15 protein-coding genes and 1 rRNA gene are annotated in these 17200 nt (G+C 74.4%); 8 read left to right on the forward strand and 8 right to left on the reverse strand.

The window, feature by feature from the left end; translation table 11 throughout:
* From rrf to ACFWJ4_RS27325, 3 genes are all read left to right on the forward strand, one after another.
* A 5S ribosomal RNA gene (gene rrf / locus ACFWJ4_RS27315) occupies nucleotides 1-91 on the forward strand; the annotation flags it as partial.
* A gap of 209 nt (nucleotides 92-300) precedes the next feature.
* Nucleotides 301-708, forward strand: a complete 408-nt coding sequence (locus ACFWJ4_RS27320; RefSeq protein ID WP_359908576.1) for a YciI family protein — start codon at nucleotides 301-303, stop codon at nucleotides 706-708.
* An 8-nt stretch (nucleotides 709-716) separates the two neighbouring features.
* Nucleotides 717-1874: an RNA polymerase sigma factor gene (locus tag ACFWJ4_RS27325; RefSeq protein ID WP_380548141.1), complete on the forward strand. Its 1158-nt coding sequence runs from the start codon at nucleotides 717-719 to the stop codon at nucleotides 1872-1874.
* Nucleotides 1875-1917: 43 nt separating this feature from the next.
* Here ACFWJ4_RS27325 and ACFWJ4_RS27330 read toward each other — a convergent pair whose 3' ends face one another.
* From ACFWJ4_RS27330 to ACFWJ4_RS27350, 5 genes are all read right to left on the reverse strand, one after another.
* Nucleotides 1918-3228: a DUF58 domain-containing protein gene (locus ACFWJ4_RS27330; RefSeq protein ID WP_380548144.1), complete on the reverse strand. Its 1311-nt coding sequence runs from the start codon at nucleotides 3226-3228 to the stop codon at nucleotides 1918-1920.
* Nucleotides 3229-3360: 132 nt separating this feature from the next.
* The gene (locus ACFWJ4_RS27335; protein WP_380358103.1) at nucleotides 3361-4371 is read right to left on the reverse strand and encodes an AAA family ATPase; all 1011 of its coding nucleotides are present in this window, start codon (nucleotides 4369-4371) and stop codon (nucleotides 3361-3363) included.
* Nucleotides 4368-5588 (reverse strand): DUF4350 domain-containing protein, encoded by a 1221-nt coding sequence (locus tag ACFWJ4_RS27340; protein WP_380548147.1) that lies wholly within the window; start codon nucleotides 5586-5588, stop codon nucleotides 4368-4370. Before ACFWJ4_RS27340 ends, ACFWJ4_RS27335 begins: the two co-directional genes overlap by 4 nt.
* Nucleotides 5585-6295, reverse strand: a complete 711-nt coding sequence (locus ACFWJ4_RS27345) for a DUF4129 domain-containing protein (protein ID WP_380548149.1) — start codon at nucleotides 6293-6295, stop codon at nucleotides 5585-5587. Before ACFWJ4_RS27345 ends, ACFWJ4_RS27340 begins: the two co-directional genes overlap by 4 nt.
* Nucleotides 6296-6300: 5 nt before the next feature.
* A complete protein-coding gene (locus ACFWJ4_RS27350; protein WP_380548151.1) occupies nucleotides 6301-7503 on the reverse strand; it encodes a glycerophosphoryl diester phosphodiesterase membrane domain-containing protein in 1203 nt (400 codons plus the stop codon).
* 331 nt (nucleotides 7504-7834) lie between these two features.
* Here ACFWJ4_RS27350 and mtrA point away from each other — a divergent pair, with 331 nt between their 5' ends.
* From mtrA to ACFWJ4_RS27365, 3 genes are read left to right on the forward strand one after another with little or no spacing between them, the layout of a single operon-like run.
* Nucleotides 7835-8512 (forward strand): MtrAB system response regulator MtrA, encoded by a 678-nt coding sequence (gene mtrA, locus ACFWJ4_RS27355; RefSeq protein WP_030247322.1) that lies wholly within the window; start codon nucleotides 7835-7837, stop codon nucleotides 8510-8512.
* A 1-nt stretch (nucleotide 8513) separates the two neighbouring features.
* Nucleotides 8514-10625, forward strand: coding sequence for an MtrAB system histidine kinase MtrB (gene mtrB, locus ACFWJ4_RS27360; protein WP_380358111.1), 2112 nt, complete (start codon nucleotides 8514-8516; stop codon nucleotides 10623-10625).
* Nucleotides 10600-12489, forward strand: coding sequence for an LpqB family beta-propeller domain-containing protein (locus ACFWJ4_RS27365; protein WP_380548154.1), 1890 nt, complete (start codon nucleotides 10600-10602; stop codon nucleotides 12487-12489). Before mtrB ends, ACFWJ4_RS27365 begins: the two co-directional genes overlap by 26 nt.
* A gap of 77 nt (nucleotides 12490-12566) precedes the next feature.
* Here ACFWJ4_RS27365 and ACFWJ4_RS27370 read toward each other — a convergent pair whose 3' ends face one another.
* The gene (locus ACFWJ4_RS27370) at nucleotides 12567-13295 is read right to left on the reverse strand and encodes a ComF family protein (RefSeq protein WP_380548157.1); all 729 of its coding nucleotides are present in this window, start codon (nucleotides 13293-13295) and stop codon (nucleotides 12567-12569) included.
* A 369-nt stretch (nucleotides 13296-13664) separates the two neighbouring features.
* Between ACFWJ4_RS27370 and hpf the strand changes: the two genes are divergently transcribed.
* Complete coding sequence (hpf, locus tag ACFWJ4_RS27375; RefSeq protein ID WP_359908558.1) at nucleotides 13665-14360, forward strand: ribosome hibernation-promoting factor, HPF/YfiA family; 696 nt, start codon at nucleotides 13665-13667, stop codon at nucleotides 14358-14360.
* A 195-nt stretch (nucleotides 14361-14555) separates the two neighbouring features.
* Nucleotides 14556-15308: a response regulator gene (locus ACFWJ4_RS27380; protein ID WP_380548160.1), complete on the forward strand. Its 753-nt coding sequence runs from the start codon at nucleotides 14556-14558 to the stop codon at nucleotides 15306-15308.
* 12 nt (nucleotides 15309-15320) lie between these two features.
* On the opposite strand, the gene ACFWJ4_RS27385 is transcribed toward ACFWJ4_RS27380, so the two are convergent.
* Nucleotides 15321-16523, reverse strand: a complete 1203-nt coding sequence (locus ACFWJ4_RS27385; RefSeq protein ID WP_380548162.1) for a winged helix-turn-helix domain-containing protein — start codon at nucleotides 16521-16523, stop codon at nucleotides 15321-15323.
* A 99-nt stretch (nucleotides 16524-16622) separates the two neighbouring features.
* Nucleotides 16623-17180, reverse strand: coding sequence for a GNAT family N-acetyltransferase (locus tag ACFWJ4_RS27390; protein ID WP_380548165.1), 558 nt, complete (start codon nucleotides 17178-17180; stop codon nucleotides 16623-16625).
* Nucleotides 17181-17200: the final 20 nt, after the last annotated feature.

Below are 17200 nucleotides of genomic sequence, written 5' to 3' on the forward strand. Positions count from 1 at the left end.
GCCCGGTTACATTCCGAACCCGGAAGCTAAGCCTTACAGCGCCGATGGTACTGCAGGGGGGACCCTGTGGGAGAGTAGGACGCCGCCGAACAATTCTTCAGAAGAACCCCCATCCGGGATCCGGATGGGGGTTCTTCGCGTTTCCGGGCCCAACGGGCCTAGCGAGGCTTCCGGGCCTGACAGGCCGGCTGCGGGCGGGCCGAAAAAATCTCGGCCGGCCGTGTCGAGAACCCGTGCCCGGCACCGTCCCCGGGGTGAACGCGGCCAGAATGGGTCGCACCAAGCTCCGAGGAGACGACGATGGCCAAGTACCTGCTTCTGAAGCACTACCGGGGTGCCCCGGACGCGGTCAACTGCGTGCCGATGGACCAGTGGACGCCGGAGGAGGTCACGGCGCACATCACCTACATGCAGGACTTCGCGGACCGGCTGGAGAAGACCGGCGAGTTCGTCGACGGTCAGGCGCTCGCACCCGAGGGGACGTGGGTCCGGTACGACGGCGAGGGGCGTCCGCCGGTCACCGACGGTCCGTTCGCGGAGACCAAGGACCTCATCGCCGGCTGGATGGTGATCGACGTCGACAGCTACGAGCGTGCCGTCGAGCTGGCCGGGGAGCTGTCGGCCGCGCCCGGGGCCGGGGGGAAGCCGATCCACGAGTGGCTGGAACTGCGCCCGTTCCTGGCCATGCCGCCGACGATCACGGAGTGACCTGCTCGATGAACGAGGCCCTGTTGAGGAGCCTCACGCCGAGTGTCATCGGTGTCCTCGTCCGCCGCGGAGCGGATTTCGCGGCGGCCGAGGACGCCGTGCAGGAGGCGCTGGTCGAGGCGGTCCGGGTCTGGTCCGCCGGGCAGCCGCGCGACCCCAAGGGCTGGCTGGTCACCGTGGCCTGGCGCAAGTTCCTGGACGCGGCCCGGTCGGATGCCGCCCGGCGCCGTCGGGAGGACCTGGTCGAGCAGGAGCCGGGGCCGGGGCCCGCGGCCGGTGCGGACGACACGCTCCAGCTCTACTTCCTGTGCGCCCACCCGTCGTTGACGCCCTCTTCGGCCGTCGCGCTGACCCTGCGTGCGGTGGGCGGGCTGACCACCCGCCAGATCGCCCGGGCCTACCTGGTGCCCGAGGCGACGATGGCGCAGCGGATCAGCCGGGCCAAGCGCACCGTTTCCGGCGTCCGGTTCGATCAGCCCGGGGACGTCGCCACCGTGCTCCGGGTGCTCTACCTGGTCTTCAACGAGGGCTACTCCGGCGATGTCGACCTCGCGGCCGAGGCGATCCGGCTCACCCGGCAGCTCGCGGTGGTGATCGATCACCCCGAGGTGGCGGGGTTGCTGGCCCTGATGCTGTTGCACCACGCCCGGCGGGCCGGCCGGACCGGGCCCGACGGTGCGCTGGTGCCGCTGGCCGAGCAGGACCGCGCCCGCTGGGACACCGGACTGATCGCCGAGGGCATCGGGATCCTGCACAGGGCCCTGGCCCGGGACCGGCTGGGCGAGTTCCAGGCCCAGGCGGCCGTCGCGGCGCTGCACGCCGACGCCCCCACCGCCGAGGAGACGGACTGGGTGCAGATCGTCGAGTGGTACGACGAGCTCGTCCGGTTGACCGCCAGTCCGGTGGTGCGGCTCAACCGCGCGGTGGCGGTCGGCGAGGCCGACGGTCCGCGCGCCGGGCTGGCGGAGCTCGCCGAGCTGGACGACGCGCTGCCCCGGTACACGGCGGTGGCGGCGTACCTCCACGAGCGCGACGGGGATGCGGCGACGGCGGCGCGGCTGTACGCGGAGGCGGCGCTCAAGGCGTCCAACCTCGCCGAACGCGAGCACCTGACCCGTCAGGCGGCCCGGCTCAACGCTGGGTTGAGGTGGCGGACCCAGGAGTGACGGGACGTCGGAACCGCCTGGGCGGCATCCGGAGGGCAGCGGCTCAGAGCCGGCCGGCGGCCTTCAGCGCCAGGTAGGTGTCGGCCAGGGCCGGGGCGATCCGGGCCGGCGGGGCGTCCAGGACGGTGACGCCGTGGCGGGTGAGGCGCTCGGCGGTGGCCCGGCGGTCGGCGCGGGTCTGTTCGGCGGCCGCCGCGCCGTAGACCGCGTCCAGGGTGCCCCGCCCGGCGGCGAGGACCTCCAGCTGCGGGTCGGCGACGGAGGCGAGGACGACCTCGTGGCGCTTGGTGAGCATGGGCAGCAGCGGGCGCAGCCCGTCCTCGACGGGGGCCGCGTCGAGGCCGGTGAGCAGCACGATCAGCGAGCGCTGGGGGGCCATCTTGAGTGCGGTGGCCACCAGTGAGCGCATGTCGGTCTCGTGCAGGGCGGGTTCCAGCCCGGCCATCGCGTTGGTGAAGGCGGGCAGTACCTCGTGGGCCGAGCTGCCGGCCACGGTGACGCGCTTGCGGGAGTCGTGGGCGAGCAGGTCGACCCGGTCGCCGGCCCGGGTGGCGAGGGCGGTGAGCAGCAGCGCGGCGTCGAGGGCGGCGTCCAGGCGGGGTGCGTCGCCGACCCGGCCGGCCGAGGTGCGGCCGGTGTCGAGGACGACGAGGATGTGCCGGTCGCGTTCGGGGCGCCAGGTGCGGACGGCGACGGTGTTCCGGCGGGCGCTGGCGCGCCAGTCGATGGAGCGGACGTCGTCGCCGGGCAGGTACTCGCGCAGGGAGTCGAACTCGGTGCCCTGGCCGCGGGTCAGCACCGAGGTACGGCCGTCGAGTTCGCGCAGCCGGGCGAGTCGGGAGGGCAGGTGCTTGCGGCTGGCGAACGGGGGCAGTGCGCGGACCGTCCAGGGGACGAGGTGCGAGCCCTGGCGGCCGGCCAGGCCGAGCGGGCCGAGCGAGCGGACCGTCACCCGGTGGGCGTGGTGGTCGCCGCGGCGGGTGGGGGTGAGCACGGTGGTGATCCGGCGCCGCTCGCCGCCGGGGAGGGTCAGGGCGTGCCGGGAGGCGGCCTCGGCGGTGCCGGGGCGCCAGGCGGACGGGGCCCAGGCGTCGCGGACCAGGCCCCGGAGCAGTCGGCCGGACGGGTTGGTGACGGTCAGTTCGACCGTGGCGGGCTCGCCGAGCCGCACGGTGGTGTCGCCGCTCCGTCCGAGCCGCAGCCCGCGGACCGGGGCGGCGAGCACCAGATCGACCGCGACGGCGACCAGCACCGCACCGGTGACCAGGCCGATCCCGGTCCAGGACGGCAGCAGCAGGCCCACGACGAGCGCGCCGAGTGCGGCGAGCAGGGCGGTTCGCCCGGTGAGGGCCATGCGGTGCGCTCCTTCGGAAGCCCGTGAGTCGGTGGCCCGTGGGCCGGTAGCCCGTGGGCCGGAGGGTCGGAAACGGGTGTGGTGCGGTGTGGTGCGGTGCGGGACGGCGTGCCGCGGTGGGGTGTGCCCGGGTCAGCGGGGTGCGGGCGTCTGGGCGAGGACGGCCTGGATGACGGAGTCGGCGGTGACGCCCTCCATCTCGGCCTCGGCGCGCAGCGCGACCCGGTGCCGCAGGGTGGGCAGGGCGAGCGCCTTGACGTCGTCCGGGGTGACGTAGTCGCGGCCGGCCAGCCAGGCCCAGGCGCGGGAGGCGGCGAGCAGGGCGGTGGCCCCGCGCGGGGAGACGCCGATCGACAGCGACGGGGACTGCCGGGTGGCCCGGCAGAGGTCGACGATGTAGGCGAGGATCTCGGGGGAGACGGTCAGCTTGGCGATCTGCTCGCGGGCGGCGACCAGGTGCTCGGGCCCGGCGACCGGGCGGACGCCGGCCGCGCGGAGGTCCCGGGGGTCGAATCCGGCGGCGTGCCGGGAGAGCACCTGGAACTCCTGGTCGCGGTCGGGCAGCGGCAGGATCAGCTTGAGCAGGAAGCGGTCCAGCTGGGCCTCGGGCAGCGGGTAGGTGCCCTCGTACTCGACCGGGTTCTGGGTCGCGGCGACCAGGAACGGGACGGGCAGGGCGCGCGGTTCGCCGTCCACCGTGACCTGGCGCTCCTCCATGGCCTCCAGCAGGGCGGCCTGGGTCTTCGGAGGGGTGCGGTTGATCTCGTCGGCGAGCAGCAGGTTGGTGAAGACCGGGCCGGGCTGGAAGGAGAACTCGGCGGTGCGGGCGTCGTAGACGAGCGAGCCGGTGACGTCGCCGGGCATCAGGTCGGGGGTGAACTGGATGCGCTTGGTCCCCAGGCTGAGCGCGGTGGACAGGGTGCGCACCAGCAGGGTCTTGGCGACGCCGGGGACGCCCTCCAGCAGCACGTGGCCGCCGCAGAGCAGGGCGACGACCAGGCCCGTGACGGCGGCGTCCTGGCCGACCACGGCCTTGCCGATCTCGGCGCGCAGGGCGGTCAGCGCGGTGCGCGGGTCGGTGGCGGGGGTAGCGGGTGCCGTGCCGGGGACGGAGCGGAGCTGGGCGGTTGCCTGGTCGGTCACGGGTTCCGTACCTGCCTTTCGAGGGCGTCGAGGTCGTCGGCGAGCCGCAGCAGTGCGGCGTCGTCGGTCGGGGGCGGGCCGTACAGCAGGGCCCGGACGTCCCCGGCGGGCCGGGCGGGCAGCCGGTCGGCCACGGCGACGCAGAGCGCGTCGGAGTCGGGTGCGCCGGCCCGGAGCGGGACGCCCAGGGCGGGGGCGAGGCGGTGGGCGGTGGCGCCGCGCAGCGCCTCGGCGGCGCGGCCGCGGGCCCTGGCCCGCCGGTACAGGCGGGCGCGGCCCTCGGTGGTCTCGGCGGCGCGGACCACCACGGGCAGGTTCTCGCTGACCACCGGGCCGAGTCGGCGCCCGCGCCAGAGGGCGGCGAGCACGGCGGCGACGGCGAGCTGGTAGCCGGCCCAGTGCCAGCCGCTCGGCAGGTAGTCGCCGAAGGTCTTGGTACGGGCGCCCTCGGGGAGCGGGGCGGAGTAGTCGGGCAGGTGCCAGGTGAGGCGGGGCTGCGAGCCGAGCAGGCCGAGGGCGAGGGAGGCGTCGCCGTCCTTGGTCAGTTCGCCGTTGCGCAGGAAGGTTCCGCTGCCGAGCACGATGACGTCGCGGTCGCCGTCGCCGACCGGGAGGCCGACCAGCGGGTAGCCGTGGCCGCGGGAGTAGCAGCCCTCGCCGCGGCTGCCGCTGGTGTAGAGCATGCCGCCCTGCTGGGCGCTGCCGGCCCGGACGGCCTCGGTGAGCGTGCAGTCCGCGGGGGTGGAACGGACGGAGGCGTAGGCCGGTCCGCCCGCGTCGTCGGACAGCCGGATGCCGGGGGCGAGCGCGGTGAGCGCGGCCGGGCCGGGGGCGACCAGGACCAGCCGCCGGTGCCGGGCGGCGGCGACGGCGCGCAGCTGGGCGGGGTCGAGCAGGTCGGGTTCGGGCAGCACGAGGGTGTCCGGTCCGGCCGGGGTGGTGGTCGGGTCGGTGCTGACCTCGGCCTTGATGCCCTGGCGTTCGAGCAGTGCGACGACGGCGTGGGCGCCGTCGCGGTCGTACGAGCGAGGGTCCAGCGGCGGGTAGCGGCGGTCCTGGTCGAGGGCGGACACGGCGGCGGCGCCGATCAGCAGGGCGGCGAGGACGGCCAGGTACCAGCGGGCCCGGCGCCACAGGCCGCGCGTGGTGGGGGTGAGGCTGGTCGGGGCGTCGGGCGCCTCGGTGCCGGGCGGGGGCGTGGGGACGGTACCGGTCATGCCGCTCCTCCCGGGGTCGGGGCCGGGACGGCGGCACCGGCGGTGTCGGCGGCGTCGGGCGCGAGGACCGGGCGGGTGCGCTCCAGGGTCCGGTCGAGCTCGTGCAGCAGCCGGTAGGCGTCCTGGTCGGCGGTGCGCTCGCCGTACGCGATGTCGTCGAAGGTCCGGGCGGCCGCTTCCAGTGCGGCGGCGTGCTCGGGCAGCGCCCGGCCGGCCTCGGTGGCGGCCTCGTCGGCGGTGCGGCCGGGGCGGATGTCGAGCAGGGTGCGCTCCTCCAGGCTGCGCACCAGGGCGCGCATCTGCTCGCGGACGGCTTCGGTCCAGCGTCCGGCGGCGGCGTGCCCGGCGGCGTCCGCCCGGTACTGGTCGGCGCTGCGCGGGCCCTCGGCGCCGTACACGTCCGGGACGGTGCGGGCGGCGCGGCGGGGTGCGCCGAGGCGCCACCAGAGCGCGGCGCCGATCAGCACCGCGACGATCAGGAAGAGGATCAGTCCGGTGGTGCCGGTGGTGCCGTCGCCGGAGATGCTGTCGAGCGCTCTGGCGATGTGGTCGTAGATCCAGTCCGTGATCCGCTGCAGCACGGACGGGTCGTGCTTGTGGTACTCCGCGTCGAGCAGTTCGTCGCGGGCGGCCTCGCGCGCCGGGTCACGCGGCACGGTGACCGGTGCGCCGCCCGCGGCGAGCAGCCCTTCCCCCCAGTTCGGCATCCGGCTCAGCGCCTCGCTGACGTCGGGTCGCCCGGGCCGCCGCCCCAGCCGGTGCCGCCGTGCTCGGGCAGGCCGGCCGCGCGGGCGAGCTCGATGTCCAGGGCCTCGCGGCGGATCCGCTGGTCGATGTAGACCAGCACGCCGACGGCGGCGATGAACGGGGTGGTGAAGGTGCCGGCGATGATCCCGGCGACCGCCAGCAGGAGCAGCATGGCGACGCCCTGGTCGGCGCTGTCGGGCAGGCCCTGGCGGCTGAGCTTCTCGAAGCCCAGCAGCAGGCCGATGAGCTGGGCCGGGACCACGACGACCATCGCGACGACGAACGCCAGCACGTAGCCCAGCACGGTGATGCCGAGGACTCGCCACCAGGCGCCGCGGACCAGGCGCCACGAGCGCGACAGCGCCGTCAGCACGCCCTGCTTCTCCAGCATCAGGGCCGGGGCGGCGAGGCTGAAGCGGATCCACAGCCAGGCGGCGACCGGCAGGGTCAGCAGACCGACCAGGCTCAGCAGGCCGGTGATGGCGGTGGAGCCATGGCCGGCGAGGCCGTACCCGGCCATGGGGGCGAAGCCGAGCAGGATCACACCGGGGCCCATCAGGGCGGTGAGCAGGGTCAGCCCGAGCAGCTGGAGCAGCCGGGGGCGGGCGTCGCGCCAGGCCTCCCCGGCGGTCACCGACCGGCCGAGGACGGCGCGGCTGACCACGATGGTGAGCAGCGCGGTGGCGAACACGTTGAGCAGCAGCTCCAGCGGCAGCCCGGCCAGCAGTCGCAGGGTCTGGGTGGACTCGCCGGTCTTCCCCTTGACCAGCAGGTTGACGACGACGGAGCCGGCCTGGGAGAGCACGGCGAGGCCGAGCGAGAGCGCGAGCACGGTGCGCCAGTGCCGGCGGACGGTGGTGACGGCACCGTCCAGCAGCTCGCCGAAGCTCAGTGGGCGCAGCGGGATGACGCCCGGCTTGGGGCTCGCCGGGGCGCCCCAGCCGTACGGGCGGTGGCCGCCGGGAGGCTGCTGCCCCCACTGCTGTCCCCACTGCTGTCCCCACTGCTCTCCGGGCCGGGGGGCGCCGGCCGGGCCGGGGTGGCCTGCGGTGTCCTGCGGTGGTGCCGACGGCCCGGGCACGGCGGCGGGCGCGTCGGCCGGGGGCCGGGCGTCGTCGCGGGGCGGCTCGGACGAGCTGGGCGAGGCCCAGCCCGGGGTGTCGGTCATCACTGCTCCTCGGAGGGCGTCACGGGCGCGACTGCGAACGGATCTTCCGTCCGCGCGCAGCGCCCATCGTGCCATGGGGCCGGAAACCAGCCCCATGGCGATCCGGTTGCTGATCGGCAACGGTCCTCGGCGGCGGGTCGGGCGGTGGTCCGCAGCGGGTCCGCAGCGGGTCCGCGGTGGGTCCGCGGTGGGTCCGGAGGGGGTCGGGAGGCGTTCCCGGCGGGCGCATTCGCCCGGTATGGCCGGAATGCACCGGTGGAGGAGTTGGCCGTTCTGGAGCATTGGCACTGCTGTGCGGCAGGTCACAATCCGGTAATGAGAAGATGGACGCATGAAGGGACGCGTCCTCGTCGTTGATGACGACTCCGCACTGGCCGAGATGCTCGGCATCGTGCTGCGGGGTGAGGGTTTTGAGCCGTTTTTCGTCGCGGATGGGGACAGGGCGCTAGCGGCGTTCCGGGAGACCAAGCCGGACCTGGTCCTGCTGGACCTGATGCTGCCCGGTCGGGACGGCATCGACGTGTGCCGGCAGATCCGGGCGGAGTCGGGCATCCCGATCGTGATGCTGACCGCGAAGACCGACACGGTCGACGTGGTGGTGGGTCTGGAGTCCGGCGCCGACGACTACGTCACCAAGCCGTTCAAGCCCAAGGAGCTGGTGGCCCGGGTGCGTGCGCGGCTGCGCCGCGCCGAGGAGCCCACGCCCGAGCAGCTGACCATCGGCGACCTGGTGATCGACGTGGCCGGCCACTCGGTGAAGCGGGACGGCCGGGGCATCCCGCTGACCCCGCTGGAGTTCGACCTGCTGGTCGCGCTGGCCCGCAAGCCGTGGCAGGTGTTCACCCGCGAGGTGCTGCTGGAGCAGGTCTGGGGCTACCGCCACGCGGCGGACACCCGCCTGGTCAACGTCCATGTGCAGCGTCTGCGTTCCAAGATCGAGAAGGACCCGGAGCGCCCCGAGATCGTGGTGACCGTCCGCGGCGTCGGCTACAAGGCCGGACCCAGCTGACGTGACGGACCGGGCAGACGACACCCCGTCGGGTTCCGCGGCCGACGGGGCCGGCGCCGTGCGCGGCGACGTGCTGAGTTCGACCACCCGCCGCCGGCGAGGCCCTTCCGCCGTGGTCGCGCTGGTCAAGCGTCAGCTGCGCCGCCCCGTGCACCGGGTGGCCACGCTCTACCGCCGGTCGATCCAGCTGCGCGTGGTCGCGGTGTCCCTGCTCGCGTCCATCGCGGTCGTCCTGGTGCTGGGTGTGGTCGTGGTGGCGCAGGTGCGCACCGGCCTGCTCGACACCAAGATGGACGCCGCCCGCGCGCAGGCCCGGATCGGCTTCCAGGTCGAGCAGAAGAAGATCGACGAGGCCCGGGACCAGAAGCTGCGGGGCACCGCCGACCCGACCGTCGACGAGACCGGTACCTGGCTGTTGCGGCAGGTCAACGACCTGGCCGGGAGCGGGCAGACCGTCTACTCGGTGATCGCCATGGCCCCCGGCACCGGCGCCGTCGTCCCCGACACCGCCGGCTTCGCGCCGCGCTACTCGGGCGACATCCAGCCGATCAGCATCCCGGACGCCCTGCGGGCCAAGCTCGCCTCCGAGCCCGGCCAGATGTTCGACCAGCCGACCCGGATCCACCGCTCGCCCGAGAGCGGCGGCAAGTCCGAGCCCGGGCTGGCCCTCGGCATGCAGTTCGTCGGTCCGGCCGCGGCCGGGAACAGCTACCAGATGTTCTACGTGTTCTCCTTCGGCCAGGAGACCGACACCCTCAACCTGGTCACCGGCACCCTGGCGACCGCCGGGGTGTTCGTGGTGATCCTCATGGGCGGCATCGCCTGGGTCGTGGTGCGCCAGGTGGTCACCCCGGTCCGGATGGCCGCCGGGATCTCCGAGCGGCTCGCCGACGGCCACCTGGAAGAGCGGATGAAGGTCACCGGGACGGACGACATCGCCCGCCTCGGCGAATCCTTCAACCGGATGGCCAACGCCCTCCAGGCGCAGATCCGGCAGCTGGAGGAGCTGTCCCGGGTGCAGCGGCGGTTCGTCTCGGACGTCTCGCACGAGCTGCGCACCCCGCTGACCACGGTCCGGATGGCCGCCGACCTCATCTACGACAGCCGCGAGGACCTGGACCCGATGGCGGCCCGCTCGGCGGAGCTGCTCCAGGGCCAGCTGGACCGCTTCGAGTCGCTGCTCGCCGACCTGCTGGAGATCAGCCGCTTCGACGCCGGCGCCGCGATCCTGGACGCTGAGCCGGTCGACCTGCGCGAGATCGTCGCCCGGGTGGTCGAGGCCGCCGAGCCGCTCGCCGAGGCCAAGGGCAGCGCCGTGGTGATCCGCGGCGACGGCGAGCCGGTGCTGGCCGAGGTGGACTCCCGACGGATCGAGCGCATCCTGCGCAACTTGGTGGTCAACGCCCTGGAGCACGGCGAGGGCCGTGACGTGGTGGTCCGGCTGGGCTCCGCGGACGGCGCGGTCGCGGTCGGCGTGCGCGACTACGGCATCGGACTCAAGCCGGGCGAGGCGTCCCGGGTGTTCCACCGTTTCTGGCGGGCCGACCCGTCCCGGGTGCGGACCACCGGCGGCACCGGTCTCGGCCTGTCCATCGCCGTCGAGGACGCCCACCTGCACGGCGGCTGGCTCCAGGCCTGGGGCGAGCCCGGCGGCGGCTCGCACTTCCGGCTCACCCTGCCGCGCACCCGCGGCGGCGAGATCACCCGTGCGCCGTTCCGGCTGGAGCCGGAGGACTCCCGCAACAACCGGGGCCTGGGCGCGCAGGGCACGCCGTACCGGCGGGCGATCAGCCCGTCCGGGGCGACGGCGACGGCCGCGGTCGAGGACCAGGCGGAGACGCCGGAGGCCGTGGGCAGCAGCCTCGGCAGCGGGCTCGGCGGGGTGCTGAACATCGGCCCCGGGCTGGGCCGGAGCCGACTGCCGGAGGGGCCGCGCGCGGACCCCTCGGGCGTGTGGACGGCCGCCGGGTACGGGGCCACCGGCGCCCAGGTCATGGTGGACCCGACGCCCGGACGGCCGTCGGTGGCACAGCGGACGGCGGAGCCGGACGTGACGGGCGGGACGACGGACGCGGAGGGGTCGCAGCGTGCGAGGGACGAGCAACAGGACTGAGCCGCGGCTCCTCGCGGCGGTCGGCACGCTGGTCGGCGCCCTGGTGGCGAGCGGCTGCGCGACCATGCCGGATTCCGGCGGCATCGCCCGGGTGGAGCTGCCCCAGGGGTCGGCCGACAAGAACCTGCAGGCCCGGGTCTACCCGGTGGCACCCGGCCGGGGCGCCAAGCCGCGCGAGCTGCTGACCGGGTTCCTGGACGCGGTGACCGCCGACGAGGGGTACGACACCGCGCGCAAGTACCTCACCGAGAGCGCCGCCGCGGAGTGGAAGCCCGAGGCGGAGATCCGGGTGCTCTCGTCCACGACCATCCCGGGCGGCCAGGACGTCACCGACGCGGACACCACGGTCTCGGTGCCGGTGAGCGGGCAGTGGGTCGCCACCGTCGACGAGAAGCACTCGTACCAGCTGGTCGCCGGGCAGAACAACGTCTCCTCCGACTTCACCTTCGTCCGGGAGAAGGACGAGTGGCGGATCGACAAGCTGCCGACCGGCGTGATCATGAACGAGACCAACTTCCGGAACAGTTTCCGGCAGGTCGCGCGGTTCTTCTACACCGCGCCCGACCCGTCGGCGGTGGCCTCCGGGAACGTCGGCCAGGAGGTGCTGGTCGCCGACCCGGTCTACCTGCGGCGCCGGATAGACCCGCTGGCCACGGCGGCCCAGGCGGTGGCCGACGGGCCCTCGACCTGGCTCTCGCCGGTGGTCCGGACGGCGTTCCCGAGCGGCGTCAGGGTCGAGCGGGTGACCATCGACGACGGCAGGGTCGCCCACCTGCAGATCGGCGGGGTCGACCTCGGCGAGCCGATGGCGTGCCGGCGGATGGCGACCCAGTTCTTCTACACCCTCGCCGACCAGGGCAAGGGCCAGGTCGAGCGGCTGGAGCTGAAGGGGCCGCACGGTTCCTGCACCGTCGGCCGCGGCGACGAACCGCCCACCGGCCCCGGTGCGCTGGCCGGGCCGACGCCCGGGAAGCAGTACTACCAGCGTTCCGACGGCGCCCTGGTGGCGACCGACGAGGGGGGCCCCGGCGATCCGGTCCGCGGCGTCCTCGGCAAGCCGCAGTCGAACACCAAGCCGCCGCTCGGCGCCGTCGCGGTCGGCCGCAGCGGCACCCAGGTCGCGGCGATCAGCGAGGACGGCCACCAGGTCTACTCGGTGCCGCTGTCGGACAGCGCGGTGACCATGGGCGAGCCGGTGCTCAGCTCTCCGGCCAAGGGCGGCGACAAGGAGGACGGCTTCGCCTCGCCCACCTGGGACGGCCGCGGCGACCTCTGGGTGGTGGACCGCAACAAGCAGGCCCCGCGGGTGGTGATGGTGCGCGGCGCCAAGCCGTACACCGTGCCGGTCGAGGGGCTGACCGGGCAGACCGTGCAGTCGCTGAAGATCTCCTCGGACGGCGTCCGGGTCGCCCTGGTGGCCAGGACCCCGGGCTCGGCCGTCCGCTCGCTGTGGTTCGGACTGGTGGTGCACGACGGCACCCCGCAGGCGCCGACCGTGAAGATCACCGGGCTGCGCCGGGCCGCCCCCACGCTCACCGACGTCGCCTCGGTGTCCTGGGCGGAGACCGACCAACTGCTCGTGCTCGGCAAGGAGGCCGACCGGACCCAGCAGCTGTACTTCATCAGCACCGACGGCTCGCAGAGCACGGACACCCAGCTGCAGAGCGCCGAGAGCATGACGACCGTCGCGGCCTCGGAGTCCCGGGGGGACAGCCTGACCCAGGCGCCGCCGGTGCTCGCGATGGGCGAGGTCAAGCAGGCGGACGGCAAGCCGAGCGAGATCAAGGCCTTCCGCCTGGTCAACCACCAGTGGCGGGAAGCCTCGCTGATCGACAAGCCCCGGTCCTTCCTCTACGCGGGCTGACGGCGCGTCCGGACGGGCCGACGGGCCTTCCCGGAGGCCCGCCGCGGGGCCCGCCGCGCGAGCTGACGCGGCGGCGGTCAGCCGGCCGGGCGCGCGGTGGCCGCGACCGTGGCCCCGGCCCGGGCCGGCAGGCCGGCGTCGGCCAGCGCCCGGGCGGCCTCGGCGAGGCTGGCCCCGGTGGTCACCAGGTCGTCCACCAGCACCGGGTGACGGCCGGCGAGGCCCGTGGGCCCGGTCCGGGCGCGCGGCAGCACGGTCAGTGCTCCGCGCAGGTTGCGGCGCCGCTCGGCCGCGTTCAGCCCGGCCTGGTCGGCGACCGGCCGGGTGTGCCGCAGCAGCGGCGCGGCCCGGACGTCCAGGCCGGTCCGGCGCAGTGAGCGGGCGGCCGCCCCGGCCAGCCGCAGCGTCGGATCGTGCCCGCGGGCGCGGACGGCCGAGCGGGCCGAGGGCATCGGGACCAGCAGGAGCGGCGCGGCCCCGGCCCGTGCCCCCAGGGCGGAGCGCACCGCCCGTCCGAGGGCCTCGCCGAGCGGCCCGGCCAGCCGCAGCGCGCCCCGCTCCTTGTGGGCGAGCAGCAGCTGCCGGACCGCACCGGTGTACGGCGCGGCGGCGTGCGTCCAGGGCAGCAGGGTCGGGGCCGGCCGTGCGGTGGCCAGCGCGCGCCGGCAGGCCGGGCAGAGCTGGGTGCGCTCGCTGCCGCAGCCCGCGCAGTCGGCGGGCAGCAGGACGTCCAGCAGCCCGGCCAGTGCGTGGCCGAACGGCCCTTGGGCGGCCGGCGGGCGGGTGGCGGAGGGGGACGGCGGCACGGCTGCTCCTGGCGGTGGCAGGCACGGAGAGTCAGCACAGGATCCGCCGTATGGGGGGCGTTGTCCAGGTATTTACCCATACTTCACCCGCGAGAGGGTAGACAGGGTGGACCAGCTTGACCGCCCGACCGCAGTATCGGGTCATACCCTCCTCACCGCCTGGGGAGGCGGAAAACCCGTGTGAGGTGTTCGATAAGGCCCAGGGGGTTTCAACCGTCCCTGGTGGGGAGGAAGTGAGGTGAGGGCCAGTCGTTTCCCGCCGCTGGCGGCGGGGGCGGGGGGCCGGCAGTGGATGGGCTGGTCCAGCTGGGTCTCAGTCCGGTCCGGTAGCACCCGGATCGGCGTCAGCACGAGGGATCGGAGTTCTGCGTGGACATCGTCGTCAAGGGCCGCAAGACCGAGGTGCCCAAGAGGTTCCGCGAGCACGTGGCCGAGAAGCTGGAGAAGGTCCAGAAGTTCGACGCCAAGGCCATCAGCCTCGACGTCGAGGTGTCCAAGGAGCACAACCCGCGGCAGGCCGACCGCTCCGATCGGGTCGAGATCACTCTCCGCAGCCGCGGCCCCGTGATCCGGGCCGAAGCCGCCGCCGCCGACCCGTACGCGGCGCTCGACCTGGCCTCGGCGAAGCTCGACGCGCAGCTGCGCAAGTCCGCGGACCGGCGTCGGGTGCACAAGGGCGGCGCGAACGGCCGCACCCCGATCAGTGTCGCCGAGGCGACCGCGGCCCTGGCCGCGCTCCCGGCCACGACGGCGCCGGAGGGCGAGACGAACGGCGCCGTCCGCAAGACCATGATGGGATCCCTGGAAGTGGAGGGCGAAGGCCCGCTGGTGGTCCGGGAGAAGACGCACCCGGCCGCCCCCATGGCGCTGGACCAGGCGCTCTACGAGATGGAGCTGGTCGGCCACGACTTCTACCTCTTCGTGGAGAAGGACAGCGGCCTGCCGAGCGTGGTCTACCGCCGGCACGGTTACCACTACGGCGTCATCCACCTGCAGACCGACCTCGCGGCCGGGCCGGGCAGCGGGGCGGGCGGCGCGATCGGCGGGTCCGACGACGAGGACTGACCGTCCGAGCGGTGATGGAGGGGTGACCCCGGCGGCCCTGGCCGCCGGGGTCACCGGCGTTCGGGCGTGTCCGCCGTTCGGGGCGCCCGGCGAAGGGGTCACCCGATGCGGGGGAATCGACACCGGAGGGTGACCGCAGCGGGTTCGGGGCGTGGAATGATTGGCGCACGACGACCCGCGAAGGGGGAGGAGCGGATGGGGGATCACTTCGGGCTGGGGCCCGGGTCCGGGCCAGGGCTGCCGTTGGGGGCGGGGGACGAGTCCGCGTACGAGCCGCGCCGGAGTGAGCCGATCCGCGTCCTGGTGGTGGACGACCACGCGCTGTTCCGCCGCGGGCTGGAGATCGTGCTCGCGGAGGAGCCGGACATCAAGGTCGTCGGCGAGGCGGGGGACGGCGCCGAGGCCGTGCTGAAGGCCGCCGACCTGCTGCCCGACATCATCCTCATGGACGTCCGGATGCCGCGCCGCAGCGGGATCGAGGCCTGTACGGCGATCAAGGACGTGGCGCCCAGCACCAAGATCATCATGCTGACGATAAGCGACGAGGAGGCCGACCTCTACGAGGCGATCAAGGCGGGGGCCACCGGCTACCTGCTCAAGGAGATCTCCACCGACGAGGTCGCCACCGCGATCCGCGCGGTCGCCGACGGGCAGTCGCAGATCAGCCCCTCGATGGCGTCCAAGCTGCTCACCGAGTTCAAGTCGATGATCCAGCGCCGCTCCGACGACCGGGACCTGGTGCCCGCGCCCCGGCTCACCGACCGGGAGCTGGAGGTGCTCAAGCTGGTGGCGACCGGGATGAACAACCGGGAGATCGCCAAGGAGCTGTTCATCAGCGAGAACACCGTGAAGAACCATGTGCGCAACATCCTGGAGAAGCTCCAGCTGCACTCCAGGATGGAGGCCGTGGTGTACGCGATGCGGGAGAAGATCCTCGAAATAGGGTGAGCCGGGCGGGACTCAGCGGTCCGTCAGCAGTTTCTCCAGGGTCGGGCGCAGCCGCTCGTCGTGCAGCGTCCCGACCCGCACCCCGTCGCAGCCGACCCAGTCGGCCGCCTCGCGCAGCGCCGTCGCCAGTGCCTCGACGTGCCGGGCACCGCCGCCGTCCAGCGAGATCTGCCGGGCGACCAGGGTGCGCCCCTCGCGGGCCGGGTCGACCCGGCCGACCAGCCGGCCGCCGGTCAGCAGCGGCATCGCGAAGTAGCCGTGCACCCGCTTGTGCTTGGGCGTGTACGCCTCCAGCCGGTGCGTCATGCCGAAGATCCGCTCGGTGCGGGCGCGGTCCCAGACCAGCGAGTCGAACGGCGAGAGCAGCGTGGTGCGGTGGCGCCCGCGCGGGGCGGTGGCGAGGGCGGCCGGGTCGGCCCAGGCCGGGGCCGGGGCGCCGTCCGGGCCCCAGCCGGCCACCTCGACCGGGACGAGCCCGCTGTCGGCGAGCACCGGGTCCAACTGCTCGGCGCGCAGCCGGTGGTAGTCCAGCAGGTCGGCCCGGGTGGCCACGCCGAGCGCGGCGCCGGCCTGGCCGACCAGGGTGCGCAGGCAGTCCTCGTCCGACCGGTCCTGTCCGAACAGCTCGGCCGGGACGGCCTGTTCGGCCAGCGCGTAGACCCGCTTCCAGCTCCGGCGCTCGGTGCAGACCACGTCCCCGAAGGCCAGCGCCCGCTCGACCGCGATCTTGGTGTCGGACCAGTCCCACCACTCGGCGGTCCGCTTGGCGCCGCCCAGCCCGGTGGAGGTCAACGGCCCCTCGGCGCGCAGCTTGTCGAGCACGGCGCGGTAGGTCTCGGGTGCGACCTGGTGGCCCCAGAGGTGGCCGCGGTCGCGGTAGCGGCGGCGCCGGAAGGCGAACAGCGGCCACTCCTCGACCGGCAGGACGCAGGCCGCGTGCGACCAGTACTCGAAGCTCGTGCCGCCGCCCCAGTAGGCCGCCTCGACGGCCGGGCGGCCGACCGCGCCGAGCCGGGCGTACGGCACCAGCTCGTGCGAGCGGGCGAGCACCGAGATGGTGTCCAGCTGGACGGCGCCCAGGTGCCGCAGCACCCCGCGCACCCCGCCGCGGCGGTCCGGCGCGCCCAGCAGGCCCTGGGCGCGCAGGGCGATCCGGCGGGCGTCGTCCGCGCTGAGGACGGCGACGGGGGCGGGGCGGGGGTCAGCGGCGGTCATGCCGGGGAGCGTAGCCCCGGGCACTGACAGCGCGGGCCGGGGGCGGGGTGCGGCCCGCAACGGACCGCAACGGCCCGCTTCCGGGTCGGCCCCGAGGCCTCAGGCCAGGTCGGAGGGCAGCAGGGAGGCGATCCAGGCGTCGTGGAAGACGCCGCGCTGCTCGGCGTACGAGCGCAGGGTGCCCTCGAAGCGGTAGCCGGCCTTCGCGGCGACCGCGCGGGAGCCCTCGTTGCCGACGTAGGCCTGCCACTCCAGGCGGCGCAGGCCGAGCTCGCGCAGGCCGAAGAGGGAGACGGCGCGGGCGGCCTCGGTGGTGTAGCCGCGGCCGCGGAACTCCTTCACGGCCCACCAGCCGATCTCGGCGGAGCCCGGGTCGTGGGCGCGCAGGACGAGCCCCTGGGACCCGACCAGGGCGCCGGACTCGCGCTCGAACACGCACCAGATCCGGTTCGCTCCGGTGCGCCAGCCCTCGATGGCGAGATCGCGCACGAAGAACTCCGCGTCCTCGCGCCGGTACGGAGACGGAACGACCGTCCAGCGCTGGATCTCCGGATCCTGGCACGCCGCGAAGACCGCGTCGATGTCGGATTCCTGCGGGGGGCGCAGGACGAGCCGCTCGGTGGTCAGGACGTCCGGTTCGGTGCTGGTTTCTTCCATGAACGGATTATTTCGCCGGG

Origin of the sequence: Kitasatospora sp. NPDC127067 (assembly GCF_042724755.1) — a bacterium.
Lineage (GTDB): Bacteria > Actinomycetota > Actinomycetes > Streptomycetales > Streptomycetaceae > Kitasatospora > Kitasatospora lactacystinica.